The following is a 26,348-nucleotide window of genomic DNA, read 5'->3' as shown; positions in this document are numbered from 1 at the left end:
CTCAACTGCCGGCGCCGGTGCCCCAGATACTGCCCAGGCTCTGCAGCAGCGGGCCGCCGACGCCCTGCTGACCGAGGAACTGCAGCAGCACCGGGGCAAACTGGCCGACCATGCCGCTGTCCATGCCCAAGGCACCGAAGGCGTTGTTCAGGTCGTTGGTGTCCTTGACGTTGCCCAGGGCGTTGTCCAGCCCGGCGGACTTGCCCGAAGAACCCAACAGCCCGCTCAGCATGGCCAGGTTGCCCGCCCCGCCCGACAGCTGGTCGATGCCCGGCACGCTCTTGGCCAGCTCCGAGTAGTCGGTGTTGCTGAGCTGGTTCTTCGCCAGCCCCAGCATGGCGCTGGTGCCGCCCACCGCCTGTTGCGGGGTGACGTTCAACGCGCCCAGGGCGTTGAGCAGGCCGGCGGTCTGCGAGGTCGGCGCAGCATCCGCGGCCTTGTCGCCGCCCTGCATGCCCGCCACCGCGCCCGCCACGTCGTTCAGGCTGAAACCGGCGAACACGGGGCCGGCCAGCGCCATCAGCGAGGCCAGGGCAATACCGCGCGAAATCTTCATTCAGACATCCTCTTGTGGCATCAAAGCCGCCCGACAGGCAGCGAAACTGCCGGTTTGACCGGGCATCCGCCGGCATGTTCCGGGGCGGTGCGGCCATATTCCGCGTGCCGGTGTCCATACATCGTGAAAAGGACCTCAGGGCGCCGCTGCCGGTCAGCGATAACACCGTCGGCGACTATCAAGAAATGCACTAAAGGACTGTCATATCTGACAGTTACCCGATGGCGGATCCTCACCTACATTGAATCTGCGGTCTCGGAAAGGGTACGCCCGCCTGACGAAGGCGGCCGACCCGTTATTCAGTCAAGCGAGCGGGAAGTGCAGAGCATGGCAATCAGACAGGACGGTACAGTCAAATGGTTCAACGATGAAAAGGGTTACGGGTTCATCACCCCGGAATCCGGCCCGGATCTCTTCGTGCATTTCAGAGCCATTGAGGGCAGCGGCTTCAAAAGCCTCAAAGAAGGTCAGAAAGTAACGTTTGAGGCCGTACAAGGACAAAAAGGCATGCAAGCGGACAAGGTTCAAGTCAAAGACTGAGGCACCCTTGAACCGGCGCACCACTCCGCGTCTGTCCCACCGCAGGCGCGGGTAACCCATACGGGAGAGGCGGCGATGGAGAGACGTTGGCGCGACTGCGATGAACCGAACAAGGCCGAGATGACGGACGCGCCAGAGGAGTGGGCGATGCAGGCCAATCTGTCCTCCCCTTCCATCATCTTTTGCATCGACCCGTCGGATCCGTTGATGAAGCGGATCAAGGCCGGGCAAACCGTCACGTACGAACTGGTGCGCGGAGACAACGGTCAGTGGTATGCCATCGATATCCGGCTGGAGTCTGACGCGACAGAGGAAGACAACTTTGACACCGCCTGACGCCTGCTCCCATTTTCCGTCGACAAACAAAAAACGGCGCCCCTCAGGCGCCGTTTTCCTTTTGCCGCTCTGGCCTCAGGCCGCGCTGAACAGCTTGTGCGGATCGATCACAAACTTCTTCGGCACGCCGGCGTCGAACTCGCCGTAGCCTTCCGGTGCCTGGTCGAGGCTGATGACCTGCACGCCCACCACTTCGGCGATGTTGATGCGGTCCCACATGATCGCCTGCATCAGCTGACGGTTGTACTTCATCACCGGGGTCTGCCCTGTGTGGAAGCTGTGGGACTTGGCCCAGCCCAGACCGAAGCGGATGCTTAGGCTGCCCATCTTCGCCGCCGCGTCCACCGCGCCCGGATCCTCGGTCACGTACAGGCCCGGAATGCCGATCTTGCCGGCCACGCGCACCACGCCCATCAACGAGTTGAGCACCGTGGCCGGGGCTTCCTGTTTCACGCCGTCGTGGCCATGACCACGGGCTTCGAAGCCGACGCAGTCCACCGCGCAATCGACTTCCGGCTCACCCAGCAGCGCAGCGATCTGCTCATGCAGCGGCGCGTCCTTGGACAGGTCGACGATCTCGAAGCCCTGGGCCTTGGCGTGGGCCAGGCGGATCGGGTTGACGTCGCCGACGATCACCACCGCCGCGCCCAGCAGGCGCGCCGAGGCGGCCGAAGCCAGGCCGACGGGGCCGGCGCCGGCGATGTACACGGTGCTGCCCGGCCCTACGCCGGCGGTCACGGCACCGTGGTAGCCGGTCGGCAGGATGTCGGAGAGGCAGGTCAGGTCGCGGATCTTCTCCATGGCCTTGTCGCGGTCCGGCAGCTTCAGCAGGTTGAAGTCGGCGTACGGCACCAGCACGTACTCGGCCTGGCCGCCGGTCCAGTCGCCCATGTCGACGTAGCCGTAGGCACCGCCGGCGCGGGCCGGGTTGACGGTCAGGCAGACGCCGGTGTGCTGTTCCTTGCAGGAACGGCAGCGCCCGCAGGCCACGTTGAACGGAACGGACACCAGGTCGCCGATCTTCAGGCTCTCGACGTCGCTGCCCTTCTCGATCACCTCGCCGGTGATCTCATGGCCCAGCACCAGCCCGACCTGGGCGGTGGTGCGACCGCGCACCATGTGCTGGTCGGAGCCGCAGATGTTGGTGGAAACCACACGCAGGATGACACCGTGCTCGATTTTCCTGCCGCGCGGATCCTGCATTTTCGGATAGTCGATCTTCTGCACTTCGACCTTGCCAGCGCCGAGATACACCACACCACGATTGCCAGACATGCTTTCACCTCGCTGTTGTTTTTATGGAACCGCGCCGCCCAGGCAGGCCGCGCGTTGAGTGCTCGGGTACAGATGCTGAATCTTGTGTCGCCTGTTATGGCCTCATCGCTGGCAAGCCAGCTCCCACAGGATCCCTGATGGGTTCAAGATCTGTGTACGACACAAATCCCTGTAGGAGCTGGCTTGTCGGACCGCCGCAACGCAGCGAAACCAATCTAAAGAACGACCGTGCGGTTGGCGTTGAGGAACACCCTCCGCTCGATGTGATAGCCCACGGCCCGCGCCAGGGTCAGGCCCTCGATGTCGCGCCCCTTGGCGATCAGGTCTTCGGGGTAATGGCTGTGGTCCACGGCCTCGACGCCCTGGGCGATGATCGGCCCCTCGTCCAGGTCGTTGTTGATGTAGTGCGCCGTGGCACCGACCAGCTTCACGCCCTTGTTGTAGGCCTGGTGGTACGGTTTGGCGCCCTTGAAGCCCGGCAGCAGCGAGTGGTGGATGTTGATCGCCTTGCCGTCGAGCTTGCGGCACAGTTCCGGCGACAGCACCTGCATGTAGCGGGCGAGGATCACCAGTTCGGCGCCGGCCTCCTCGATCACCTGCCACACCTGGCGCTCCTGGGCCGGTTTGTCGTTGGGGTCGAGGGGGAAATGGTAGTAGGGAATCTGGTGCCAGTCGGCCAGCGGCTTGAGGTCCGGGTGGTTGGACACCACCGCCGCCACGTCCATCGACAACTGGCCGATGCGCTGGCGGTAGAGCAGGTCGTTGAGGCAGTGGTCGGCCTTGGAGACCATGATCACCACTTTTGGCCGGTAGTTCGGCGCCGTCAGCTCGAAGACCATGCCGAAGGCCTGGCCGCGCTCGGCGAGGCCGGCGCGGAACGACTGCTCGTCGAAGCCGTCGGGCTGGCGGAACTCCACGCGGATGAAGAACCGGCCCGAGAGCCGGTCATCGAACGAATGGTGCTCGGTGACGTAGCAGCCCTGCTCGTAGAGAAAACGCGTGACCGCGTCCACCGTGCCGAGGACGCTGGGGCAGTCGGCGGTCAGAATCCATGTATCCGGGGCGCGGCTCATAAGGGATCGCTCCTGAAACTTTGATAATCGTTGTTCCCCTGCGAAAGCGGGCAAGCCCGCTTCCGCAGGGGGATGACGATCAGGCCTGGACGCTCAGGCCGTATTCGGCGGCGGCATCCTGCAGCCACAGCCACCAGTAGTCCGAGAAGCTGCGGCGGATCAAAAGCTCCCAGGTGTCTTCGGCGGTGTGGCGGATCATCAGCTGCGACTTGGCGAACACCGTGCCGACCGCCTTGCCCACCGGGAAGTTGTTCGGGTGCACGTCGTAGCTGGTGGACTTCATCAGCACCTGACGCACGTTCGGCCCGCTCAGTTCGAGCAGTTGCTGGCCGCCGCTGACGTTGACGATGGCGATGTGCAGGTCGCCCAGCGCCTCGCGCAGCTTCTGCTCGGCGGCGAACTCTTCGCCGCTCGGCACGATCAGCAGCCACTCGTCCGGGCCCATCCACTGCAGGCTGGTCTCGCCCTTGACGATGACGCTCAGGGCGCCCGGCAGCTCGATGCCCAGGGCCTTGTGCACGCCGGCGGCGAAGGCGGCGTCATGGCCGTCGCCGCGCAGGGTCAGGTGGCCCAGGAGTTTCTTTTCGCGCACGGTCACGCCGGCGTTCTTGCGGCCCTTGCCCACCAGTCCGGCGAGGTCGGCATGATGCAGCGACGACTCGGCCTTGGCCCCGGTGGTCGGGCGTTGTTGGTACACATTGGCTGCGGTCATAAAGCACCCTTTCTGAATTCTGTGTTCCTGTGGGAGCTGGCTTGCCAGCGATAGCGGTGTGTCGGTCTGACGCTATCGCGGCGATGCCGCGGGCCGACAAGCCCACTCCCACAGGGACTGTGGTGTCTCAAATGTTCTGGCGATCGCCTTTCGGATCGAAGAACACCGAAGAAACGATCTCCGCCTCGATCACGCGGCCGTCGGCCAATGGCGCGAACACCCGCTCGCCCAGGCGCTTGAGGCCGCCCTTGACCACGCCCATGGCAAACGAATAGCCCAGGGAGTTGTGCGCGTAGCTGGAGGTCACGTGGCCGACCATGGTCATCGGGATCGCCTGCTTGGTGTTGAACACCAGTTGCGCGCCCTCCGGCAGCCATTGGTTCGGGTCGATCGGCTTGAGGCCCACCAGTTGCTTGCGCTGCTCGCGCACGCAGTCCTCACGGTTCATGCCGCGCTGGCCGATCCACGAGAACGGCTTGGTGCGGCCGACGCACCAGCCCATGTTCAGGTCGTCCGGGGTCATCGAGCCGTCGGTGTCCTGGCCGACGATGATGAAGCCCTTCTCGGCCCGCAGCACGTGCATGGTCTCGGTGCCGTACGGGGTCAGGTTGTACTTCTTGCCGGCCTCGACGATCTTTTCCAGCACGCCCATGGCGTAGTCGGCCTGCACGTTGACTTCGTACGACAGCTCGCCGGTGAACGAGATCCGGAACACCCGGGCCGGCACGCCGCCGACCAGGCCTTCCTTCCAGGTCATGAACGGGAAGCCGTCGCGGTCCAGGTCGATGTCGGTGACTTCGCTCAGCAGCTTGCGGCTGTTGGGGCCCGACAGGGTCATGGTCGCCCAGTGGTCGGTGACGGAGGTGAAGTACACCTTCATGTCCGGCCACTCGGTCTGGTGGTACAGCTCCAGCCACTGCAGCACGCGGGCCGCGCCGCCGGTGGTGGTGGTCATGACGAAATGGTTGTCGGCCAGACACGCCGTCACGCCGTCGTCGAAGACCATGCCGTCTTCCTTGCACATCAGGCCGTAGCGGGCCTTGCCCACGTCGAGCTTGGTCCAGGCGTTGGTGTACACGCGGTTGAGGAACTCACGGGCGTCCGGGCCCTGGATGTCGATCTTGCCCAGGGTCGAGGCGTCCAGCAGGCCGACGCTGTCGCGCACGGCCTTGCACTCGCGCTTGACCGCCGCGTGCAGGTCTTCGCCGTTCTTCGGGAAGTACCAAGGGCGTTTCCACTGGCCGACGTCCTCGAACTCGGCGCCGTTCTTCAGGTGCCAGGCGTGCAGCGCGGTGAAGCGCACCGGCTCGAAGAGGTGCCCGCAGTGCCGGCCGGCCACGGCGCCGAAGGTGATCGGCGTGTAGTTCGGACGGAACATCGTGGTGCCCATCTGCGGGATGGTGATGTTCATCGAACGGGCGGCGATGGCCAGGCCGTTGATGTTGCCCAGCTTGCCCTGGTCGGTGCCGAAGCCCAGCGCGGTGTAGCGCTTGACGTGCTCGACCGACTCGAAGCCCTCGCGGGTCGCCAGTTCGATGGCGGCGGCGGTGACGTCGTTCTGCAGGTCGACGAACTGCTTCGGCGCACGGGCGGTGCCTTTCTCGTGGGGCACCTGGAACAGCGCCAGGGTCGCTTCCTCCAGACGGCTCAGGGCCTTGGGCAAGGTGCCTTCGACCACCGTGAAACCGGCCTCGCTGGCGGCGCGGGCGCCGCCCTCGAAACCGTCGGCCAGCGAATCGCCGAGGCCGTAGACACCGTTAATGCCGCCGACGCAAACGCGTTTCTGCGGCGCTTCGCCCGGCACGAAGCCGAGGATGTCGTCACGCCAGACCGGCTTGCCGCCCAGGTGCGACGCCAGGTGAACCACCGGGCTGTAGCCGCCGGAGCTGGCGATCACGTCGCAGTCCAGCCATTCGCCGGGACTGGTCACGGCATGGGCTTTCACATCGATGGCGGCCACGCGGGCGGCCGTCACGCGCTTGCTGCCCCGGGCCTCGATCACGGCGCTGCCGGTGAGGATGCGGATGCCTTTGGCGCGTGCCTCTTCCACCAGCGCACCGCGCGGGTTGCTGCGGGCGTCGGCGATCGCCACCACTTGCAGGCTGGCGTCGAGCCAGTCCAGCGCCACGCGGTAGGCGTGGTCGTTGTTGGTGCTCAGGACCAGCTTCTTGCCCGGCGCCACGCCGTAACGGCGCACGTAGGTCGAGACCGCGCCGGCCAGCATGTTGCCCGGCACGTCGTTGTTGCCGTAGACCAGCGGACGCTCATGGGCGCCGGTGGCCAGCACCACGCGCTTGGCGCGCACCCGGTGGATGCGCTGGCGCACCTGGCCGATCGGCGCACGGTCACCGAGATGATCGGTGAGGCGTTCGTGAATGGTCAGGAAGTTGTGGTCGTGGTAGCCGTTGACCGTGGCGCGCGGCAACAGCAGCACGTCCGGGGTGTTCTTCAGCTCGGCGATGACGCCGGCGACCCACTCCACGGCAGGCTTGCCGTCGAGGCTTTCGCGGGAGTCGAGCAGGCTGCCGCCGAACTCTTCCTGCTCGTCGGCCAGGATCACCCGGGCGCCGCTGCGCGCAGCGGCCAGCGCGGCGGCCAGGCCTGCGGGGCCGGCGCCGACGACCAGCACGTCGCAGTGCTGGTTCATGTAGTCGTAGCTGTCCGGATCGTTCTCGGTCGGCGAGCGGCCGAGGCCGGCGGCCTTGCGGATGTACTTCTCGTAGGTCATCCAGAACGACTGCGGATACATGAACGTCTTGTAGTAGAAGCCCGGCGGCATCAGCTTGCCGCCGACCTTGCCGAGGATCCCCATCATGTCGTTGTTCACGCTCGGCCAACCGTTGGTGCTGGTGGCGACCAGGCCCTGGTACAGCGCCTGTTGGGTGGCGCGCACGTTGGGGATCTGGGTGGCTTCGGTGGCGCCGATCTGCAGCACCGCGTTCGGCTCTTCGGCACCGGCGGCGAAGATGCCGCGCGGCCGGGAATACTTGAAGCTGCGGCCGATGATGTCGACGCCGTTGGCGATCAGCGCCGACGCTAGGGAGTCGCCCTCGAAACCCTTGTAGCTCTGGCCGTTGAAGGTGAAGCTCAGCACTTTGTTGCGGTCGATCCGTCCACCGTTGGACAGGCGATTGATCTGGCTCATACCTTCTCTCCCAGAGCCTGCGCGGCCGCTTTCGGACTGTCGGCCTTGTCGGTGAATTGCGGCTTGGCGCCGATCTTGTAGGTTTCGAGGATCTCGTAGGTCACGGTGTCGCGGGTGACGTTGAAGTACTGGCGGCAACCGGCGACGTGGTCCCACAGCTCATGGTGCAGGCCGCGTGGGTTGTCGCGGAAGAACATGTAGTCGCCCCACTGCTCGTCGGTGCAGGCGTTCGGATCCAGCGGACGCGGGATGTGCGCCTGGCCGGAAGCGTGGAATTCCTCTTCGGAGCGCAGTTCGCCGCAGTGAGGACAGAAGATGTGCAACATGGGGATTTCTCCTGTTAGTGGGCGACAGCCGCAGCGCCGTGTTCGTCGATCAACGCACCGTTGTGGAAACGGTCGATGGAGAAAGGTGCGGCCAGCGGGTGCATCTCACCCTTGGCCAGACTCGCGGCAAACACGTTGCCCGAGCCAGGTGTTGCCTTGAAGCCACCGGTGCCCCAACCGCAGTTGAAGAACATGTTCGGCACCGGGGTTTTCGAAATGATCGGGCAGGCGTCCGGGGTGGTGTCGACGATGCCGCCCCACTGGCGGTTCATGCGCACGCGGGACAGCACCGGGAACATCTCGACGATGGCCTGGATGGTGTGCTCGATCACCGGGTACGAGCCGCGCTGGCCGTAGCCGTTGTAGCCGTCGATGCCGGCGCCGATCACAAGGTCGCCCTTGTCGGACTGGCTGATGTAGCCGTGCACGGCGTTGGACATGATCACGCTGTCGATGATCGGCTTGATCGGCTCGGACACCAGCGCTTGCAGCGGGTGGGATTCGAGCGGCAGGCGGAAGCCGGCGAGCTTGGCCATGTGGCCGGAGTTGCCGGCGGTGACCACGCCGACGCGCTTGGCGCCGATGAAGCCCTTGTTGGTCTCCACGCCGATGCACACGCCGTTTTCCTTGCGGAAACCGATCACTTCGGTCTGCTGGATCAGGTCCACGCCCAGGGCGTCGGCCGCACGGGCGAAGCCCCAGGCCACGGCATCGTGGCGGGCCACGCCGCCGCGGCGCTGGACGGTGGCGCCCATCACCGGGTAGCGGGTGTTCTTGGAGCAGTCCAGGTACGGGATCTCGTCCGCCACCTGTTTGGCGTCGAGCAGTTCGCCGTCGATGCCGTTGAGGCGGTTGGCGCTGACCCGGCGCTCGGAGTCGCGGATGTCCTGCAGGGTGTGGCACAGGTTGTAGACGCCGCGCTGGGAGAACATCACGTTGTAGTTCAGGTCCTGGGACAGGCCTTCCCACAGTTTCATCGCGTGCTCGTACAGATGCGCCGACTCGTCCCACAGGTAGTTGGAACGCACGATGGTGGTGTTGCGGGCGGTGTTGCCGCCGCCCAGCCAACCCTTCTCGACCACGGCCACGTTGGTGATGCCGTGCTCCTTGGCCAGGTAGTAGGCGGTCGCCAGGCCGTGCCCGCCGCCGCCGACGATGACCACGTCGTAGACCTTTTTCGGGGTCGGCGTGCGCCACATGCGCTGCCAGTTCTCATGGTGGCTGAGGGAGTGCTTGAAGAGGCCGAAGCCCGAATAGCGTTGCATAGTCATTACTCCAGAACCGCTCAGCGATAAACCGGGAAGTCAGCGCACAGGGCCGAGACCTGCTGGGCGACGTTGGCCTCGACGTCGGCGTCGCCGAGGTTGTCGAGGATGTCGCAGATCCAGCCGGCCAGCGTCACGCACTGGGTCACCTTGAAGCCGCGGGTGGTCACCGCCGGGGTGCCGATGCGCAGGCCCGAAGTGACGAACGGCGACTGCGGGTCGTTCGGCACGGCGTTCTTGTTCACGGTGATGTGGGCACGGCCCAGCGCCGCATCCGCGTCCTTGCCGGTGAGGCCCTGACGGATCAGGCTGACCAGGAACAGATGGTTGTCGGTGCCGCCGGACACTACATCGTAGCCACGTTTGACGAATACGCCCGCCATCGCCTGGGCGTTCTCGATCACCTGCTGCTGGTACGCCTTGAAGCCGGGCTCCAGCGCTTCCTTGAAGCACACGGCCTTGGCGGCGATGACGTGCATCAGCGGGCCGCCCTGGGCGCCGGGGAACACGGCGGCGTTGAGCTTCTTCTCGATCTCTTCGTTGGCCTTGGCCAGGATCAGGCCGCCGCGCGGGCCGCGCAGGGTCTTGTGGGTGGTGGTGGTGACCACGTCGGCGAACGGGATCGGGTTCGGGTACAGGCCCGCCGCCACCAGACCGGCCACGTGGGCCATGTCGACGAACAGCAGCGCACCGACCTTGTCGGCGATCTGGCGGAAACGCGGGAAGTCGAGGGTCTTGGAGTACGCCGAGAAGCCGGCGACGATCATCTTCGGCTTGTGCTCGACGGCCAGGCGCTCGACTTCGTCGTAGTCGATCAGGCCGGTGGCGGTGTCGATGCCGTACTGCACGGCGTTGTACAGCTTGCCCGAGGACGACACCTTGGCGCCGTGGGTCAGGTGGCCGCCGTGGGCCAGGCTCATGCCCAGGATCGTGTCGCCGGCCTGCAGCAGGGCCAGGTACACGGCGCTGTTGGCCGAGGAGCCGGAGTGCGGCTGGACGTTGGCGTAGTCGGCGCCGAACAGTTGCTTGGCGCGCTCGATGGCCAGGGCCTCGACCTTGTCCACGTGCTCGCAGCCGCCGTAGTAGCGCTTGCCCGGATAGCCTTCGGCGTACTTGTTGGTCAGGCCGCTGCCCTGGGCCTCCATGACGCGCTTGCTGGTGTAGTTCTCGGACGCGATCAGCTCGATGTGATCTTCCTGACGTTGCTCCTCGGCATTCATCGCCGCCAGCAGTGCATCGTCGTAACCCTGGATCCGGTCTTGCTTGCTGAACATCGCGTCTCTCCCAGCGGCGTCTGTGCGCCATTCGTCTCGGTCAGGCACCGGCGTTTCGGCGGTGCCCTTTGGATGCGATGGTATGACCGGTTCGGACACGTCAAATGCCTACGGACGCCACGCAAAGGCGCGTTTACGACATGGCGCGAAACCGGCGGGCCAGACGCAAGGCCCGACGCCTGGCGATGCCCGCCGCACCGCCGACCTGTGGCAGCCGGCCTGCTGGCTCCCACATGGATCGGTGGTGCAGGCCGGACGGCATCGCTGTACAGTTCCGCAAGCGACATCCCGTGCGCGCCCCGGACGATCTTCGGTACAGTGCGTACCCTCATTGACCAACGGGTCACCACAAGTGCCCCGATCACGGAAGCCGGCCATGACCGACAAGAGCCAACAATTCGCCAGCGACAACTATTCCGGCATCTGCCCCGAGGCCTGGGCCGCCATGGAACAGGCCAACCAGGGCCACCAGCGCGCCTACGGCGACGATGAATGGACCGCCCGCGCCTCGGACCATTTCCGCAGGCTGTTCGAGACCGATTGCGAGGTGTTCTTCGCCTTCAACGGCACCGCCGCCAACTCCCTGGCCCTGGCCTCGATGTGCCAGAGCTACCACAGCGTGATCTGCTCGGAGACCGCCCACGTCGAGACCGACGAGTGCGGCGCGCCGGAGTTCTTCTCCAACGGCTCCAAGCTGCTGATCGCCGGCACCGAGAACGGCAAGCTGACCCCGGCCTCGATCCGCGAGATCGCCCTCAAGCGCCAGGACATCCACTACCCCAAGCCCCGCGTCGTGACCCTGACCCAGGCCACCGAGGTCGGCAGCGTCTACACCCCGGACGAAGTGCGCGCCATCAGCGCCACCTGCAAGGAACTGGGCCTGAACCTGCACATGGACGGCGCCCGCTTCTCCAACGCCTGCGCGTTCCTGGGCTGCTCGCCGGCGGACCTGACCTGGAAGGCCGGCGTCGACGTGCTGTGCTTCGGCGGCACGAAGAACGGCATGGCGGTCGGCGAGGCGATCCTGTTCTTCAACCACGAACTGGCCGAAGACTTCGACTACCGCTGCAAGCAGGCCGGCCAGCTGGCCTCGAAGATGCGCTTCCTGTCGGCGCCGTGGGTCGGCATCCTGGAGAACGACGCCTGGCTCAAGTACGCCCGCCACGCCAACCGCTGCGCGCAGTTGCTGGCGGAGCTGGTCAGCGACATCCCGGGTGTCGAACTGATGTTTCCCGTGCAGGCCAACGGCGTGTTCCTGCAACTGTCGGAGCCGGCCCTCGCCGCGCTGACCGCCCGGGGCTGGCGCTTCTACACCTTCATCGGCAAGGGCGGCGCACGGTTCATGTGCTCGTGGGACACCGAAGAAGAGCGGGTGCGCGAGCTGGCGCGGGACATCCGCGAGGTGATGACCGCGTAACACGCCCCTGTGGCGGGGGAGCCTGCTCCCTCGCCGCAAGCCCTGCCCCCGCGCCCGCCCCTGCACGCCCTCCTGCCTGGTCTACAGTGTGTGTCGAGCCTTTCCGCTCACATAACAACAAGCAGGAGCGAACGCATGTCCCTCAAAGGCAAGACCCTGTTCATCACCGGCGCCAGCCGTGGCATCGGGCGCGAGATCGCGCTGCGGGCCGCGAAGGACGGGGCCAACATCGTGATCGCGGCCAAGAGCGCCGAGCCCCACCCGAAACTGCCCGGCACCATCCACAGCGTGGCCAGGGAAGTCGAGGCGGCCGGCGGCCAGGCGCTGGCCCTGCAAGTGGATGTGCGCGACGAAGACGCCGTGCGCCAGGCGCTGACCCAGGCCAACGAACGCTTCGGCGCCATCGATGCCCTGGTGAACAACGCCGGGGCGATCAAGCTCACCGGCGTGGCCCACATCGAGCTCAAGCGCTTCGACCTGATGCACCAGATCAACACCCGCGCGGTGCTGCTGTGCAGCCAGGCCGCCCTGCCCTACCTGAAAAAATCCGCCGGGCACATCCTCAACCTGTCGCCGCCGCTGAACCTGGCGAGCAAGTGGTTCGCCCAGTACAGCCCCTACACCGTCACCAAGTACGGCATGAGCATGCTCACCCTGGGCATGAGCGAGGAATTCGCCGCCCACGGCATCAGCGTCAACTCCCTGTGGCCGCAGACCATGATCGCCACGGCGGCCATCGAGTTTCAGCTGGGCAACCGCGAGTCGTTCAAGCATGCGCGTACCCCGGCGATCATGGCGGACGCGGCCCACGCCATCTTGAGCAGCAGCGGGCGGCAGATCACCGGGCGCCTGCTGATCGATGAGGAGATCCTGCGCGAGCACGGCGCGACCGAATTCGGCCACTACCGCTTCGAACCGGACAGCGACGCCAAACTGATGCCCGACCTGTTCATCGACTGATCAATTTCAGAATCGGACTACACCTCGTCCGACATCAAGTAAACAGGGTTCCTCATAGACTGCCCGCTCCACATTCAAGGAGCGAAGGCTATGGCGAACCCTGCCTACATGACCATCACCGGCAAGACACAAGGCCTCATTTCAGCGGGCTGCTCGACCCCGGAGTCCGTGGGCAACAGCTACCAATCCGCCCATACCGACGAAATCATGGTGCTTGCCTTGAGCCATGAAATGCGCCGCGACAACAACCTCGGCAAAGCCGTCCACCAACCGGTGATCATCACTAAAGCGTTGGACAAGTCCTCCCCGCTGCTGGCCCAGGCCCATTCGAACAGCGAAGAGCTGGAGTGCACGATCAGCCTGTATCGCACCTCGCCCCAAGGCCAGCAGGAAAAGTTCTATACGATCGCCCTCGACGGCGCCGTCCTCGCCGAGCTCTCGCAGGATGTGCCGCATATCATCCTGCAGAACGACGCCCAGCCCCAGGAACAGCTGGCCATCCGTTACCGCGGCATCAGCTGGGTGCACCACATCGCCGGCACCACCGGCACCACCTCGTGGGGCGAAATGGGTTGAGCCCACGGCCATCCGATCCCAGTGACGTGCAGGACGCCGCCGGCCGCTTGCTGGGCCAGGCCCTGACCAGCGGCGCCCGCCATCTGGCCTTCGGCATGGCGCGCGTGCGGTTCACCCAACAGGTCGCACGCTACGCCAAGCGCATCGCCGATGAAGTGGCCGCCGGCCACCTGAACCCGGAGCAAGGGATCCTGGCCCTTGCGCAGGAACAGCGGGACTTGCTGAACCAGTCCCGGATCCTGTCGCGCAACCCCCGCCCGGCGAGGGCCAGGTCGTTGTCCGCGCAGCCCGCAGCCCATTCCGACCCGCAACGCCTGCTGCGGGCCGTCCACCGGCAGAACCTGAACGTGTCGCGCCTGGCTGCGATGTCCGGCCCGTCCCCGCACCCCGTCAACGACCTGCGGTTCTTCCCCAGCGAGCTCTGGCCGCAGGAGGTGCCGGCGCCTGTTGAGCCGGGGTTCTACATCGTGCCCAAAAGCTTGCCCGCCGAGGCGCTGCAGGCGCGCCTGTTCCCGTCGCCCAAGCCCAATGTCATCGCCACCTTCAAACGCCTGAATCCGCTGGAGGACGTGGTGAAGGCCGGGTCACTGATTGTTTTGAGCGATCCGGGCAATCAGCAGTGCACCTATGAGGAATCGTTGCTGATGGAGACCGCACGTACCGTGAGCACGGCGCTAGCACCGTTGACGGTGGAAGAGGCGGATTTCATGGCGCAGAACTACGGCGTTATTCAGGGCGCACTCTCGGATCAATCGAAAGTGATTGGCGTCGTCACGGCCATAGCGGCCAACGGTATAAAAAGCATTCTGAACGACATCGAGATCTTGCATACCAATACCCTTGAGGCGAATGGGAGCCTGAATTCAAAAGACTTCAAAAAACAGCGGGCGCAATTGCTCAAAGGTCTTGATGGCCAACTGACCCGACTCACCAGAGAAACCCTCAACCTCCCTGACTACCCAAACCTGAAAACCGCCTTAGGTATCGATAACCCACACCTGATCCATCGCTGGAGAAAGGCCGGCGGCATCAGCCAGATTCCCGGTTACGCCACTCATTTCCAGGCCGTCACCAACGCGTCGCAATACGTCAAATATGGCGGTTGGATCGGCACGGCGGTGGGAGGTAGTGCGTCGGTGATGAAGGTTCAGGAAGTTTGCGCGAATGGAAGCATCGAAGCGTGTGAAAAAGTGAAGTTCACGGAGACCGGAAGCTTTTTGGGTGGAGTGGGTGGCGGAATAGCCGCCGGCGCGCTCGTGAGTTTGAGTGCCTCAACGATCTGCGTAGGAGTTGGTCTCCCGACTGGCGGACTCGGCACTGTCCTTTGCGCTGCTCTATTGGCAGGAGTCGGAAATTATGCCGGCGGGACTTTGGGCGAGAAAGGCGGTGATCGGATCGCAGAGAAAGTATACGAGGCGGTTAAATGACCCTCCGCACTTCAGATTTAATATTTTTGCTTGTTGGCATTGTAGACTTCATCGGCCTATTTACCCTGACAGGGGCAATGTTATATATCGCCAAAACAAAAACCGAAACTATACTAGGCCACCTAACAAACAGTTCGATTTCGAGCAAAATAATAATACTTTGGCAAGGAGGAACCTGGAGCAGAATTCGCATGATGGGCGAAGTGTTCGCCATCATGAGAAACCCAGCGTTTTATATTCACACCGGAACACTTTGCGCGAAGGACTTCGAAAACTTCCCCAAAAAACTCAAGAAAGACTTAATCACCTTATACAGACTCGTTTTAATTTTTTTCGCAATGATGATGTGCCTGGGACTATTCGCATCCACAGAGCACATGCACGACATCGTAAAAGACCCAATAGTGATTATGGCCATGGTGAGTTTCATAGGCCTTCTATTAGTCAATGGAATTTTGCTTTATGTCGCCAAGAGAAAGCTGGAACTAATCCTCAGCAGCCTTAAAAGAAGCTCGATCACCTCGTCTCTGCTCATGTTATGGCAGTCGGGTTTAGGGGGGCGTATCTATATGTTAGGAGAGATCTTTGGCATCCTCAAAAACCCCTCACGATATATATCCCAAGGCAAAGTAAGCGCAAGAGACGTTAAGAGTTTTCCCCCAAAGCTCAAACGCGTCCTGCTTAGACTGAACAAATACCAGCGAATATTTGGTTTTACGTTCGTGGGCTTTGCCTTGCTCGCCATGTCCGAACTGGTTTGAAGTCGCAGTATTCCAGCCGACCTCCTCGCTGAGGAGATCGGCCCAAGTGCAAACAATCCGACTTAAAACTCAATCCGCACATCCCCCTTCGGCACGCTGCAGCACGACAGGATGTACCCCTCGGCCTCGTCGTCCTCGGTGATCCCGCCGTTGTGGTCCATCTCCACCTCGCCGCCGAGCTTGAGCACCTTGCAGGTGCCGCAGATGCCCATGCCGCAGGCCTTGGGGATCATCAGGCCGACCTTGGCCGCCGCCGCGTGCACGGTTTCGCCCGGGGCCACGCGAATGCTCTTGTCCGAGGAGGTGAACTCCACCAGGTGCAGGTCCGCCGCATCGACCGCCGGCGCTTCCGCTGCCTGTTCGGCCTGTTCCACGGCGTCGGCCTGGGCTTCCGGCGGTGTGGCGCCGAAGGACTCCTCGTGGTAGCGCTTCATGTCGTAGCCGGCGTTTTCCAGCAGACGCTTGACCGCGTTCATGTACGGCGTCGGGCCGCAGCAGAACACTTCGCGCTCCAGGAAGTCCGGCACCATCAGTTCGAGCATCTTGTGGTTCAGGTAGCCGCGGTAGCCGGCCCACGGCTCGCCCAGCCCGTGCTTCTCGCAGATCAGGTGCAGGCTGAAGTTGTCGATCCGCGAGGCCATGTGCTCCAGCTCGCGGTGATAGATGATGTCCTTGGGCGAGCGGGCGCTGTGGATGAACGACATGTCGACGTTGCCGTTGGTGTCGTAGAACCAGCGCGCCATGGACATGCACGGGGTGATGCCGACGCCGCCGCTCAGGTACAGCACTTTCGGGCTTGGGAAGTCGATGGCGTTGAACAGCCCGACCGGCCCGTGCACCGCCAGTTCCTGGCCTTCGTGCAGGGTGTCGTGCAGCCAGTTGGAGACCTTGCCCCCCGGCACGCGCTTGATGGTCACCGAGAAGCTGTAGGGCACCGACGGCGAACTGGAGATGGTGTAGGAACGCATGATCGGCTGGCCGTCGATCTCAAGCTCCAGGGTCACGAACTGGCCCGGCTTGAAGAAGAACATGATCGGCTGGTCGGCCATGAAGCAGAACGTGCGCACATCCCAGGTTTCCTGGATGACTTTGACGCAACGGACTATGTGCCGGCCATTGGCCCAGGTCTGGGTGGTGACCGGATTCAGGAAGTTGTTGGACATGCTGTTCTCCACGGCCGACGGTCGGCCTTCATGTGGCGATTCTGCGCATGGCGCAAACCGTGCGTTTACCTATCCGCGACATTCACATGCTTATCGCGACCAGCCCCCAACCACCGGGGCTTGCGCGTCGGGATCAGATTGCGCCATGTCGCCCATGGATAAGGTTGCGGGCTGCGCCGGCCCCACACTCGGCTCCACATAACGACGATTTGCAGCACCTTGCGCAGCACACCTGATCAGCCACTTTCACCGGCCCGCAGAATGGCCATGAGGACGAATCGATGGACACCGCAAAACTCAGCCTGGGCGATCCGCTGGAACCCGCACGCAAGGCCACCGCGCAAATGCTTCAGGAACGCGAGCGCACCTTCTCGCTGCCGCAGCCGTTCTACAGCGACGAGCGCCTGTTCGACATCGACATGCAGGAGATCTTCCAGAAGGAATGGCTGATCGCCGGCATGACCTGCGAGATCCCGGCCAAGGGCAACTACCTGACCCTGCAGATCGGCAAGAACCCGATCATCGTGATCCGCGGCGCCGAGGGCGTGGTGCATGCGTTCCACAACGTCTGCCGCCACCGCGGCTCGCGCCTGTGCACCAGCGACAAGGGCAAGGTCGCCAAACTGGTCTGCCACTACCACCAGTGGACCTACGAGCTGGACGGCCGCCTGCTGTTCGCCGGCACCGAGATGGGCGCCGACTTCGACATGAACCAGTACGGCCTCAAGCCGGTGAACGTGAAGACCGCCGGCGGCTACATCTTCATCAGCCTGGCGGAGAACCCGCCGGCCATCGACGACTTCCTGTCGACCCTGAACCACTACATGGAACCCTACGACATGGAGAACACCAAGGTGGCGGTGCAGACCACCTTGATGGAGAAGGCCAACTGGAAACTGGTGCTGGAAAACAACCGCGAGTGCTACCACTGCAACGGTTCGCACCCTGAGCTGCTCAAAACCCTGCTGGAATGGGACGACGTCACCGACCCCCGCGCCGACCAGGCGTTCAAGGACCATGTCGCCGCCTCCGCCGCCGCCTGGGAAGCCGAGAAGATCCCTTACGCCCACGCCAGCTTCGGCCTGCGCAACCGCATCGTGCGCATGCCGCTGCTCAAGGGCACCGTGTCGATGACCATGGACGGCAAGCAGGGCTGCGCCAAGCTGATGGGCCGGATCAAGAACCCGGACCTGGGCTCGATGCGCATCCTGCACCTGCCGCACTCGTGGAACCACTGCATGGGCGACCACATCATCGTGTTCACCGTGTGGCCGATCAGCGCCCAGGAGACCATGGTCACCACCAAGTGGATCGTGCACAAGGACGCGGTCGAAGGCGTGGACTACGACGTCGAGCGCATGCGCAAGGTGTGGGACGCCACCAACGACCAGGACCGGCGCCTGGCCGAAGAGAACCAGCGCGGGATCAATTCCACGGCCTACCAGCCGGGCCCGTACTCCAAGACCTACGAGTTCGGCGTGGTGAACTTCGTGGACTGGTACAGCGAGCGCATGCTGAGCAACCTCGGCGCCGAGCCTGCGCCGTACCTCAAAGGCGTGCCGGTGCAAGGCTAAAGGCAAAAGCATCGCTGGCAGGCCGTCTTCCACAGGGGATCTCCGATGCACAGAGAATCCCCGGTGGGAGCCAGCCTGCTGGCGATGGGCCCCTCCCCCTCACCGCATCACCTGGATGACCACCTCACCGAGCCATCCTCACCGATGAACTCCTCGAAGATCTCCTCGCCCACCAACCGCACCCTCGCATAACCGTTCAGCACCCGCAGCGGGTACGACGGATCCTGGGCGTTCTTGGTCTCGGAAAACAGCACCCGCGAATGCCCGTCCAGCTGGCTGGTCACCCCGTACGGAATCGCTCCGTGCCCGGCGCAGCGCGCATGCAGCCCGCCCTGGGGCGCGTAGACGATGCCGTTGTGCAGATGCCCCCAATACCAGTAGTCCGGTTCACGGCCGAGCGCATCGCAGACCGGTTGGTACAGCGCGGTCTTGTGATGCCCGGTGATGTCGAAGCCCTGGTGGTGACTGAGCACCATCAGCTTCTTGCGTTTGGGCAGGCCTTTCATCCACTCGATCTGCGGCTTGTTCAGGGTGCCGTCCATGTACAGGTTCATCACGTCGGACGCATACGCCGTGTCCAGCCCGACGATCAGCCAGTCATCGTTGTACATCGCGAAGTAGCTGGTGCCCTGTTGCCCGGGGAAGCGGTGCGCCAGTTCCTTGAAGTAACCGTGGGCGCCGCTGTACATCTCGTGGTTGGAATTGAGCGTGAACGAGCCGTGGGTGCCCATCGGCCAGCCGGCCATGTCGGTGTCTTCCTGGGAGTGGGTGCCGGCGTAGTACACATCCCCCAGGTGGATGGTGAAATCGGCATTGGCCAGTTGCATCTGGTTGGCGACCGACACCGCCGGCGCATGGCTGTTGAACGGCCCGGTGCCCCAGTCGCCGGCGATCGCCAGGGTCACGTCGCGCTCCATTTTCACCATGGCCGGGTCGGTGCCGAAGGTCGCGTGATGGCGCAGGTTCTCGATCCACTTGAGCAGCGCCTCGCTCCACAGCAGATCCAGCAGTTCCCACTTGCGGCACCCCAGCAGCGTGCCGTCCTTGAGCACGCGGGTCTGCAATTGATCGGTGGACTGCGGCAGCGGCGTGGCGTTGCCGATGCGCAGGATCGACAAGCCGTGGGCCAGTTCCCACGGCACGGCCGGCTCGTCGTCCGGCAACTCGCCGTGCTTGAGCACGTACTGCGCCTGATCGTGGCCGCGCTTGAGCAGCGTGATGATCGCCTCGAACTCCTTGGGCTCCAGCTCGCTGACCAGCTTCATCCAGGCCATTTCCATGCGCGTGAGCAAGCCGTGCAGGCGCACCTTGACCTTGTCGTACTCGTGCTTCAGATGACCGACCGCTGACATGGCGAAATCCTCTATCCGTAAGGGTTCACAGGGTTTTCATGAATTCGATCAGGGCGCGCTTGTCCACGTCCGACAGTTGCGTGCCGTACAGGTGGCCGCTGTTGTGGTTGCCCTCCAGGCGCGTGTCGTACTTGAAGTCCGCCGAGGCCTTCATCTGCGCGCCGCTGGTGACGAAGCCGACGTTGACCGGGTCGTAGACGTCGGAGCCGGTGTAGAACACCTGCGGCCGTTTCTCAGGCGGCTGCAGCAGGTCCCACAGGGTCGGCACCGAACCGTTGTGCAGGTACGGCGCCCGCAGCCAGATGCCGTCGGTGGGTGTGTTGCTGTAGCTCTGGGTCTTGCGGTAGGCGCCGAAGTCGAACGGCGGTGTCTTGAAGGTGTGGAACGCGGCGACCAGCCCCGTGGTGAACGAGTCGAGGCGGTGCGGGTCGGTGCCCAGCTGGTCGATGTTGGTGGTGACCTGGCCTGTGTCGGTGCGGCCGAAGTCATGGCAACCGGCGCAGTTGGTTTCCCAGATCGGTTTGCCCTGGGCGACCTTGGCCTGATCCAGCGCCCACGGCCAGGCCGGCGCCTTGTGCCCGAGCAGCCAATTGGTCACGCGGTTGAAGCTGGGCGGCAGCACGGATTGCGGCGTCGCGCCCACGGCCATCGCCGCCGCGTAGTTGCGCTCGTGGATCTTGTTGTTGTTGCCGTCCCAATGCAGGTACATCGACTCGCGCGGCTTCTGGTTCCACACCTGCGGCAGGTCGACGGTGCCGATGGTCGAGTCGTCCGGGAAGCCGAACACCACCATCTTCGTCGGGTTGAAGGTGTCGGTGCGCCCCGGCCCCTGGGCCGGACGCAGTTTCTGCCAGGCGTAGGCCTGCTTCTGCTTGAGCAACGCGGTCTTGGCCATCGGGATGATCAGGAAGCGGTTGTAGAGGCGCTCGAAGAAGCCCAGCTGGAACTTGGCGTTGATCGCCGCCATCACCGCGTCGGTGGTGAATTTCGGGTCGCTGGCGCAATCGTAGGCGAACCACTGGAACGCCTGCAGCTGCAGGGTGTTGGCCGGTGCGCTCGGCACGTTGATCGCCACGTCGCTGGCGTTGGCCCGGTAGGAGCCGGTGTGGCACAGCGCGCAGTTGGGTTCGACGGTCGGGTAGCCGATCTGCCGCTTGGCCATGCCGATGGGCAAGTCCTTGCCGTTCTCGAACAGGAAGCCGAAGACTTCCCAGCCGCCGGGTTTCGGCATCTTCTCGGGGCACATCTGCGGCAGCACGGAAAACAGGTAGTACGGGATCCGCGCCTCGATGCCCAGGCCGATGGCGGCGTACTTGTAGTGGTCTTCGTCGGAGGCGTACTCCTGCTCCGGCACCACCCGCAGCATCTGGTACCAGGTCTGGTAGCCGATGAACGCCAGCAGCGCCACGACCACGAACGTGGCCACCTTGAACCCGTGGTTCTGCCAGCGCCGGGCCCAGCCCGCCCGCCATTCCCGCCAGCCGGCGCACAGCAGCGGTAGCGGCCGGTTCTCCGGGGCGCTGCCCAGGTACAGCAGGATGCCCAGGATCAGGAAGAAGCTCAGGTCGCCCATCAGCATCGGCACGAACACCGAGCCTTGGCTGCTGGTGTTGATCAGGTAGATCCAGAACGCCACGGCGATCAGCCGCGTCAGCACGCACAGCCAGGAGTGCACCACATAGCGTGGCGCGTTGAAGCCCGACGGCATGTAGAACACGCTGATGCCCACCAGCAGCATCCCGGCGTTCTCCAGCCACGGGTCGGAGAGCTGGGGCGGCAGGCCGACCACGGATGTCAGCAGCCCCGGCGCGAACAGCGCCGGGATCGCGAACACCATGTTCATCAGAATGCCGAGCCAGATGAAGCGTTGAAACCAGCGCAGATAGCTGTCCATATCATCCATTTCCTTGTGCGGATCCCGAAGGTGCAGCGCCTGATGCGCCGCCTTCGCGTGCGAGCCCGCTCCCGCAGGAGCGCGGAGCCTCACTCGGGATCTGCGCTCGGCGCAGATCCCTGTGGGAGCGGGCTTGCCCGCGAAGCGGCCGATGCGGCCCCGTCAACCGAGGGCGGTCTTCTCCAGGTGTTCAAGGATGATCGGGTACACGTCCACCACGGCGTTCTTGCCGAACATGCAGTCGATGTGACCGTAGCCCGGCACCACATGCCGGCTGTAGCGCTCCGGCCCATGCACCTTGCACACCCGCTCGTAGGTCTTGAGCGTGCTTTCCGGCAGGTAGCACTGGTTGTCGGCGCCGCTGATGAAGCAGATCGGCATGCTCAGCCGCTCGAAGTGCGGCATGTACACGTCGTGCCCCTTGAAGTCCACCAGGTGGCCCTTGCGCACGATCAGCGCCAGGTGCTCGAAGGTCTGCATGTTCGACTCGCCGAACAGCTCATGCAGGTTCTCGTGCAGGGTTTCGTTCAAGGTGTCGTGGCGGTACAGCGAGGCGTACATGAACGTGATGCGGTGGCACACCGGGTTGGTGCAGTAGCCCTGGGCCTCGATCCTGGCGTAGCCGTTGAGGGCCTTGTCGTACAGCTTGTTGAACCAGTTCTCCTTGCTGTCGGCGTAGGCCGTGAGGGATTTGACGCCGATGGCGTCGAGCATGCCCGGCAGGTGCAGCCCGGCCTTGAGCCCCGTGGCGGTGGCGACCACCGTGTCGGCGGCGATCTGCGAGCAGACCACCGAGCGCACGTCCTGAAGGCCGGCCAGCAGCGACATGAAGAACGTGGTCGCGCCGTAGCAGTGCACCACGCACTGCACGTCCTTGGCCCCGGTCTCGCGGCGGATCTGGCCGATGGCGGCCTTGAAGTCGTACTGGGCGATCTGGTCGCCGTTCCATTCCTTCTTGCTCGCCGGCAGCAGGATGCTCACCCGGAAATCCAGCAGCCACACGTCGTAGTCGTGCTTGCAGAGGAACTCCAGCAGGTTGGTCTGGATGGTGTCGGTGGAGAAGATGTTCGATCCCACGCCCAGCCCGTGCACCAGCATCACCGGACCCTTGCTGCCGGCCCGGTAGCGGGTCAGGCGCAGCTGGACGCCATCCTCGGTGGGGAAGAAATGCACCTCCGGGGTCGGCGCGTCCAGCGGCCGCTTCAGCCGCGGCGGCGCGTCGGGGTTGAAGTAGATGTCCCCGGCGAACACCCCGCCGTAGCTTTCCCAGAGGATCCCGGCGAAGAACTTGCCGAACCGCGCCAGGCCCTCGATGCGCTCACGCTCGTTGCGCGCGTTGAGCACTTTCATGGTGGTCATCTGCTTGGCGAAGTCCGCCGGCTTGATGTGCATCACCCCGGAGCCGATCACCTCGCCGGACTTGTCCGGCCCGCGGTAAAGGGTGACGTACAGGGTGCTGGTGTCGTGCCAGATGTTCAGCACGCCGTTGTCCTCCGGCACGGTCTTGAACGCGCTGAAGAAGTAGTCGTTGCCGTCCTCGGCGGTGAGCTTCATGTCGTATTTCATGTGCCGTGTGTCGACCTGCTGCTCGAACTGTTCGAACAGGTTGAACACGCCATTGCTGGCGGTCAGCGGCTCGGGCGACAGCGCCGGGGCGATCACCGTGCCGACGATCGTCGCGGCGTGCGTCGGCTCCTTGATCATCCGGTTGAGGTCGTTGGCGGTGATGGTCAGGGTGAAGTCGATCGGCGAGTTGTCCGCCTCGCCGCGCTTGGCCGCCGCCTCGTAGACTTTCAGGTCCGTGCTCTGCGCCGCGGTGAACGCCCGGGAGAAGTAGCCTTTCATGGTCTCGGTGAACTGCACGCCGAGGGTCGGCGGCGCCACTTGCTTGCGCGGCGCCGACGGCAAGGTGTAGTCGATGTGCCAGCCGCGGTCGGCGGCCAGCAGGCCCATGTTGCGCTCGCTCACGGCGGAGATGGTCAGCAGCGGGTTGACCGCCAGAGAGGTGGGGATCACCGCGCCGTCGGTCACGTACAGGTTGGCGTAGACGTCGGTGCCGCTGGCGCCGCTGAACACCTGGCCCTTGTGGTTGACCACCCCTTGCGCCGCGTCCTGGCCCATCACGCAGCCGCCCAGCGGGTGCACCGACACAATGCTGTGCTTGAGCAGCTTGGTCCAGATCGGGTTCTCCACCCAGATCCCGCCCAGGGCCTTGGTGCTCTGGTGCAGGCGCTCGTTGCCGATCTTGAAGTTGTCCTGCTCGCCGACGCCGGGCCAGTCGATGCGCAGCTGATCCTTGCTGTCGAGCACCATCCGCCCCTGGCCGCTGTCGTGGCTCATGATCAGGTACGTCTGCATGTTGTGCAGCGCGCCATGGTACGGGCCGCGCAGGAAGCTTTCGGTTTCGCGTTCCTTGTATTTCACCTTGCCGCTGAAGCTGTCGTCGGTGGGTTTGCCTAGCGCTTCGGCGAACCCGGCCATCGCCGGCACCATCGGCCGGCCCAGGGCACCGGGGATCGAGCCTTCCTCGATGACCATGCGGCTGCTGACGTCGCCTTCGGTGCGCATGTCGATGATCGAGGTGATGCACGGCCCCACCGGCTTGAGTTCCTTGGCCGAGTGCGCGCCGAAGCCGATGCCGTTGACGGTCTGCTCGCAGTTGTGGCCGAAGCCAAGGATGTCGCCGTTGCCGCTCATGTTCTCGCCGAGCTGACCGGACATCACCAGCCCCTTGTCGCGCGAACGCAGCAGGATTTCGGTGGAACCCAGGGTGCCGGCGGACACCACGACGATGTCGGCCTTGACGAACAGGGTCGGCGCCGAGAACTTCTCGCGGCCGCTGTCCAGGTACTGGAAGTGCACGATCCAGCCGTCGCCGTCGCGCTCCAGGTGCCGCACCTGGGCCTGGCAGAAGATCTCCGCGCCGTGGTTCCAGGCGTCCGGCAGGTAGTTCATCAGCGTGGTGTTCTTGGCCTTGTTGTTGCAGCCCGACACGCAGTCGCCGCAGTGGTTGCAAGGCAGCTGCTCGACGCCGACATGGTTGGTGTTGTTGGGCAGCTTGTCGAAGGTCACGTTGATCGGCGGCTTGTAGAAATGCGCGCCCTGCTTGAGGAAATCGGCGGACTTCTTGTTGGCGTCGAGCTTGGGCAGATTCGGTGCGGAGGCGGGGTAAGGGTTGGGCTTGAGCATCTCGCGGGCCCGGGCGTAGCCGTCCTTGAGCAGGGTGTCGCGGTGCGCGCGCACTTCCGGCGGCCAGCGCGGATCCTCGAACACGCCCGGCTCAGGCTCCAGGGAGACGTTGGCGTTGATCAGCGACGTGCCGCCCAGGCCGCAGCCGACCACCACGTTCTGCTGGGCGTTGACGTGCAGGTCGAACAGCCCGGTGCGCGAGCCGATGTGGCCGTCGGGGTCGTGCACCTGCAGCTCTTCGGTGGCGGCGATCATGGTGTTGGGGTACTCGCCGGGGCGGATTTCCCGGCCGCGCTCCAGCAGGCAGACCTTCTTGCCGGCCCGGGACAGGCGCGAGGCGGCGATGCCGCCGCCGTACCCCGAACCGATGACGATCACGTCGTAGTGTTCCTTGATCTCACTGATGGGCGTTGCGATCCGTGACATGGGTAGGTTCCTCTCTCAGGCTGACGGGGCAACTCTGCGGCTGCCTGCGATCATGGGGCGAACGGCACCTGGCCTCCGGACGGAGCCGGCGGCAGTACGGCGGTTTGGGCAGTGGGCATTGCAAAAGCGCTAAAGACGGGCGCGCTGGTTGGCGGCGCGGCGCAGCGTGCGTTTGCGCGGCCGGGGTGCCGGCCACGCAGTGCGCGGCACACAGGGAACGGGGAGCGGGCGGGGTGAATGGCTATCCATCACGGCGTTCTCCCTGAACCGGATGTGGATAAGTGACGGCTGTCCTTGTGCCATTGGAGTGAAGACAGCCGCCGGATCGAAGTCAAGGCAGGCCCTTAGAACTGTATGAAATCTGAGCAATTGCCGTTTGGACTAAGCCCGGCGGGCCTTTCGCGGTTTGGCGAACAAGTTATCCACATGACCACCCACAGCAAATGGGGACAACTGCGGACAATCCGCACAGAAACGGGGGCTTTCGGCGAGGAAAAACCGTGGATTATTCAGGACGATACGCGAGCGTGCGCAATGATCATTTTTTGATCAAACCATTGAAAGCCAAGCAGAACGTGGCTTTCAGCGTATGGCAAACACCTTATCCACAGAAGCGCCAACAGAGTTCGGGGGTAACTTTGAGATCGCTGTGGAAAAGCGTCCAGGCTGTTGAATAAACCGGCCGTTGAAGGCGTTTTGTGTCGGCGAAGGCTGAATTGAACGTTTTTTGATCAGCACCTTGCAAGCCACGTTCTGTGGGGCTTTCAGCCGAGAGCGAACATCTTATCCACAAAAGGGCCAACAGAGATTGGGGGAAACTTTCGTCGGCGTCATGGGAAAAAGGCCGAAAAAACCGTGACTTAGGCTGATCGTTTTTTGATCACAGGGCTGCAGGGCTTGATTGGCGTGGGGTCTGTGGAGGGGCGAACATGTTATCCACAGAATCGCCAACAGGGATTGTGGGTAAAGCCTGTGGGAGCAAATGTCTCGTCGGCCTCATCGCCAGCAGGCTGGCTTGTATGCTGGTACTTGAAGGGAGGAGGAGGGACTAGGCTGGATTCTGACTGTTGACGCAGTACAGACCGTGGGAGATTTCGCCCCTTCCTC

Annotated in this window: 20 protein-coding genes; 8 read left to right on the top strand and 12 right to left on the bottom strand. The window is 64.0% G+C overall.

Annotation, left to right across the window (positions count from 1 at the left end; all coding sequences use genetic code 11):
• Position 1: 1 nt before the first annotated feature.
• Positions 2 to 556, bottom strand: coding sequence for a DUF2780 domain-containing protein (locus tag CAG31_RS26945; RefSeq protein ID WP_085586785.1), 555 nt, complete (start codon positions 554 to 556; stop codon positions 2 to 4).
• Between the two features lie 327 nt (positions 557 to 883).
• On the opposite strand from CAG31_RS26945, the gene CAG31_RS26940 reads away from it, so the two are divergent.
• Both CAG31_RS26940 and CAG31_RS26935 read left to right on the top strand, forming a co-directional pair.
• Entirely contained in the window at positions 884 to 1,096 is a 213-nt protein-coding gene (locus tag CAG31_RS26940; protein ID WP_085586784.1) for a cold-shock protein, read from the top strand.
• 75 nt (positions 1,097 to 1,171) lie between these two features.
• Positions 1,172 to 1,432 carry a hypothetical protein gene (locus tag CAG31_RS26935; RefSeq protein ID WP_085586783.1) on the top strand — a complete coding sequence of 87 codons (261 nt, stop codon included), beginning with the start codon at positions 1,172 to 1,174 and terminating at the stop codon, positions 1,430 to 1,432.
• Positions 1,433 to 1,507: 75 nt separating this feature from the next.
• Here the strand turns inward: CAG31_RS26935 and fdhA are convergent, their stop codons facing one another.
• The 7 genes from fdhA to CAG31_RS26900 form a co-directional block, all read right to left on the bottom strand.
• Positions 1,508 to 2,707, bottom strand: coding sequence for a formaldehyde dehydrogenase, glutathione-independent (gene fdhA, locus CAG31_RS26930; protein ID WP_085586782.1), 1,200 nt, complete (start codon positions 2,705 to 2,707; stop codon positions 1,508 to 1,510).
• 215 nt (positions 2,708 to 2,922) lie between these two features.
• Positions 2,923 to 3,780 carry a formyltetrahydrofolate deformylase gene (gene purU / locus CAG31_RS26925; RefSeq protein ID WP_085586781.1) on the bottom strand — a complete coding sequence of 286 codons (858 nt, stop codon included), beginning with the start codon at positions 3,778 to 3,780 and terminating at the stop codon, positions 2,923 to 2,925.
• Between the two features lie 79 nt (positions 3,781 to 3,859).
• Positions 3,860 to 4,492, bottom strand: a complete 633-nt coding sequence (locus CAG31_RS26920) for a sarcosine oxidase subunit gamma (RefSeq protein WP_085586780.1) — start codon at positions 4,490 to 4,492, stop codon at positions 3,860 to 3,862.
• 127 nt (positions 4,493 to 4,619) lie between these two features.
• Positions 4,620 to 7,637: a sarcosine oxidase subunit alpha gene (locus tag CAG31_RS26915; RefSeq protein ID WP_085586779.1), complete on the bottom strand. Its 3,018-nt coding sequence runs from the start codon at positions 7,635 to 7,637 to the stop codon at positions 4,620 to 4,622.
• Entirely contained in the window at positions 7,634 to 7,963 is a 330-nt protein-coding gene (locus CAG31_RS26910) for a sarcosine oxidase subunit delta (protein ID WP_085586778.1), read from the bottom strand. Before CAG31_RS26910 ends, CAG31_RS26915 begins: the two co-directional genes overlap by 4 nt.
• 14 nt (positions 7,964 to 7,977) lie before the next feature.
• On the bottom strand, positions 7,978 to 9,228 hold the full coding sequence (locus CAG31_RS26905) for a sarcosine oxidase subunit beta (RefSeq protein WP_085586777.1): 1,251 nt from the start codon (positions 9,226 to 9,228) through the stop codon (positions 7,978 to 7,980).
• A 20-nt stretch (positions 9,229 to 9,248) separates the two neighbouring features.
• Positions 9,249 to 10,502 carry a serine hydroxymethyltransferase gene (locus tag CAG31_RS26900; RefSeq protein WP_085586776.1) on the bottom strand — a complete coding sequence of 418 codons (1,254 nt, stop codon included), beginning with the start codon at positions 10,500 to 10,502 and terminating at the stop codon, positions 9,249 to 9,251.
• 376 nt (positions 10,503 to 10,878) lie between these two features.
• Here CAG31_RS26900 and CAG31_RS26895 point away from each other — a divergent pair, with 376 nt between their 5' ends.
• The 5 genes from CAG31_RS26895 to CAG31_RS26875 all read left to right on the top strand — a co-directional run bounded on the left by CAG31_RS26895 (position 10,879) and on the right by CAG31_RS26875 (position 15,643).
• Positions 10,879 to 11,919 carry a low specificity L-threonine aldolase gene (locus CAG31_RS26895; RefSeq protein WP_085586775.1) on the top strand — a complete coding sequence of 347 codons (1,041 nt, stop codon included), beginning with the start codon at positions 10,879 to 10,881 and terminating at the stop codon, positions 11,917 to 11,919.
• 135 nt (positions 11,920 to 12,054) lie between these two features.
• Complete coding sequence (locus CAG31_RS26890; RefSeq protein WP_085586774.1) at positions 12,055 to 12,879, top strand: NAD(P)-dependent oxidoreductase; 825 nt, start codon at positions 12,055 to 12,057, stop codon at positions 12,877 to 12,879.
• A 90-nt stretch (positions 12,880 to 12,969) separates the two neighbouring features.
• The gene (locus tag CAG31_RS26885) at positions 12,970 to 13,455 is read left to right on the top strand and encodes an Hcp family type VI secretion system effector (RefSeq protein ID WP_085586773.1); all 486 of its coding nucleotides are present in this window, start codon (positions 12,970 to 12,972) and stop codon (positions 13,453 to 13,455) included.
• Between the two features lie 26 nt (positions 13,456 to 13,481).
• Complete coding sequence (locus tag CAG31_RS26880) at positions 13,482 to 14,882, top strand: hypothetical protein (protein ID WP_256575600.1); 1,401 nt, start codon at positions 13,482 to 13,484, stop codon at positions 14,880 to 14,882.
• Positions 14,879 to 15,643: a hypothetical protein gene (locus tag CAG31_RS26875; RefSeq protein ID WP_139831413.1), complete on the top strand. Its 765-nt coding sequence runs from the start codon at positions 14,879 to 14,881 to the stop codon at positions 15,641 to 15,643. The genes CAG31_RS26880 and CAG31_RS26875 overlap by 4 nt, the downstream gene beginning before the upstream one ends.
• 62 nt (positions 15,644 to 15,705) lie before the next feature.
• Here the strand turns inward: CAG31_RS26875 and gbcB are convergent, their stop codons facing one another.
• Positions 15,706 to 16,806 carry a glycine-betaine demethylase subunit GbcB gene (gene gbcB / locus CAG31_RS26870; protein WP_085586806.1) on the bottom strand — a complete coding sequence of 367 codons (1,101 nt, stop codon included), beginning with the start codon at positions 16,804 to 16,806 and terminating at the stop codon, positions 15,706 to 15,708.
• 281 nt (positions 16,807 to 17,087) lie between these two features.
• Here gbcB and gbcA point away from each other — a divergent pair, with 281 nt between their 5' ends.
• Positions 17,088 to 18,380 carry a glycine-betaine demethylase subunit GbcA gene (gene gbcA / locus CAG31_RS26860; protein ID WP_085586769.1) on the top strand — a complete coding sequence of 431 codons (1,293 nt, stop codon included), beginning with the start codon at positions 17,088 to 17,090 and terminating at the stop codon, positions 18,378 to 18,380.
• Between the two features lie 107 nt (positions 18,381 to 18,487).
• On the opposite strand, the gene CAG31_RS26855 is transcribed toward gbcA, so the two are convergent.
• From CAG31_RS26855 to CAG31_RS26845, 3 genes are all read right to left on the bottom strand, one after another.
• Positions 18,488 to 19,732 (bottom strand): metallophosphoesterase, encoded by a 1,245-nt coding sequence (locus tag CAG31_RS26855; protein ID WP_085586768.1) that lies wholly within the window; start codon positions 19,730 to 19,732, stop codon positions 18,488 to 18,490.
• A gap of 25 nt (positions 19,733 to 19,757) precedes the next feature.
• The gene (locus CAG31_RS26850; protein WP_085586767.1) at positions 19,758 to 21,626 is read right to left on the bottom strand and encodes a hypothetical protein; all 1,869 of its coding nucleotides are present in this window, start codon (positions 21,624 to 21,626) and stop codon (positions 19,758 to 19,760) included.
• Positions 21,627 to 21,788: 162 nt separating this feature from the next.
• Positions 21,789 to 25,241: a GMC oxidoreductase gene (locus CAG31_RS26845; protein ID WP_085586766.1), complete on the bottom strand. Its 3,453-nt coding sequence runs from the start codon at positions 25,239 to 25,241 to the stop codon at positions 21,789 to 21,791.
• Between the last annotated feature and the right edge of the window lie 1,107 nt (positions 25,242 to 26,348).

The organism is Pseudomonas sp. R25(2017) (assembly GCF_002112565.1).
GTDB classification, from domain to species: domain Bacteria; phylum Pseudomonadota; class Gammaproteobacteria; order Pseudomonadales; family Pseudomonadaceae; genus Aquipseudomonas; species Aquipseudomonas ekonensis.
This window is presented reverse-complemented; position numbering and strand designations above follow the sequence as displayed.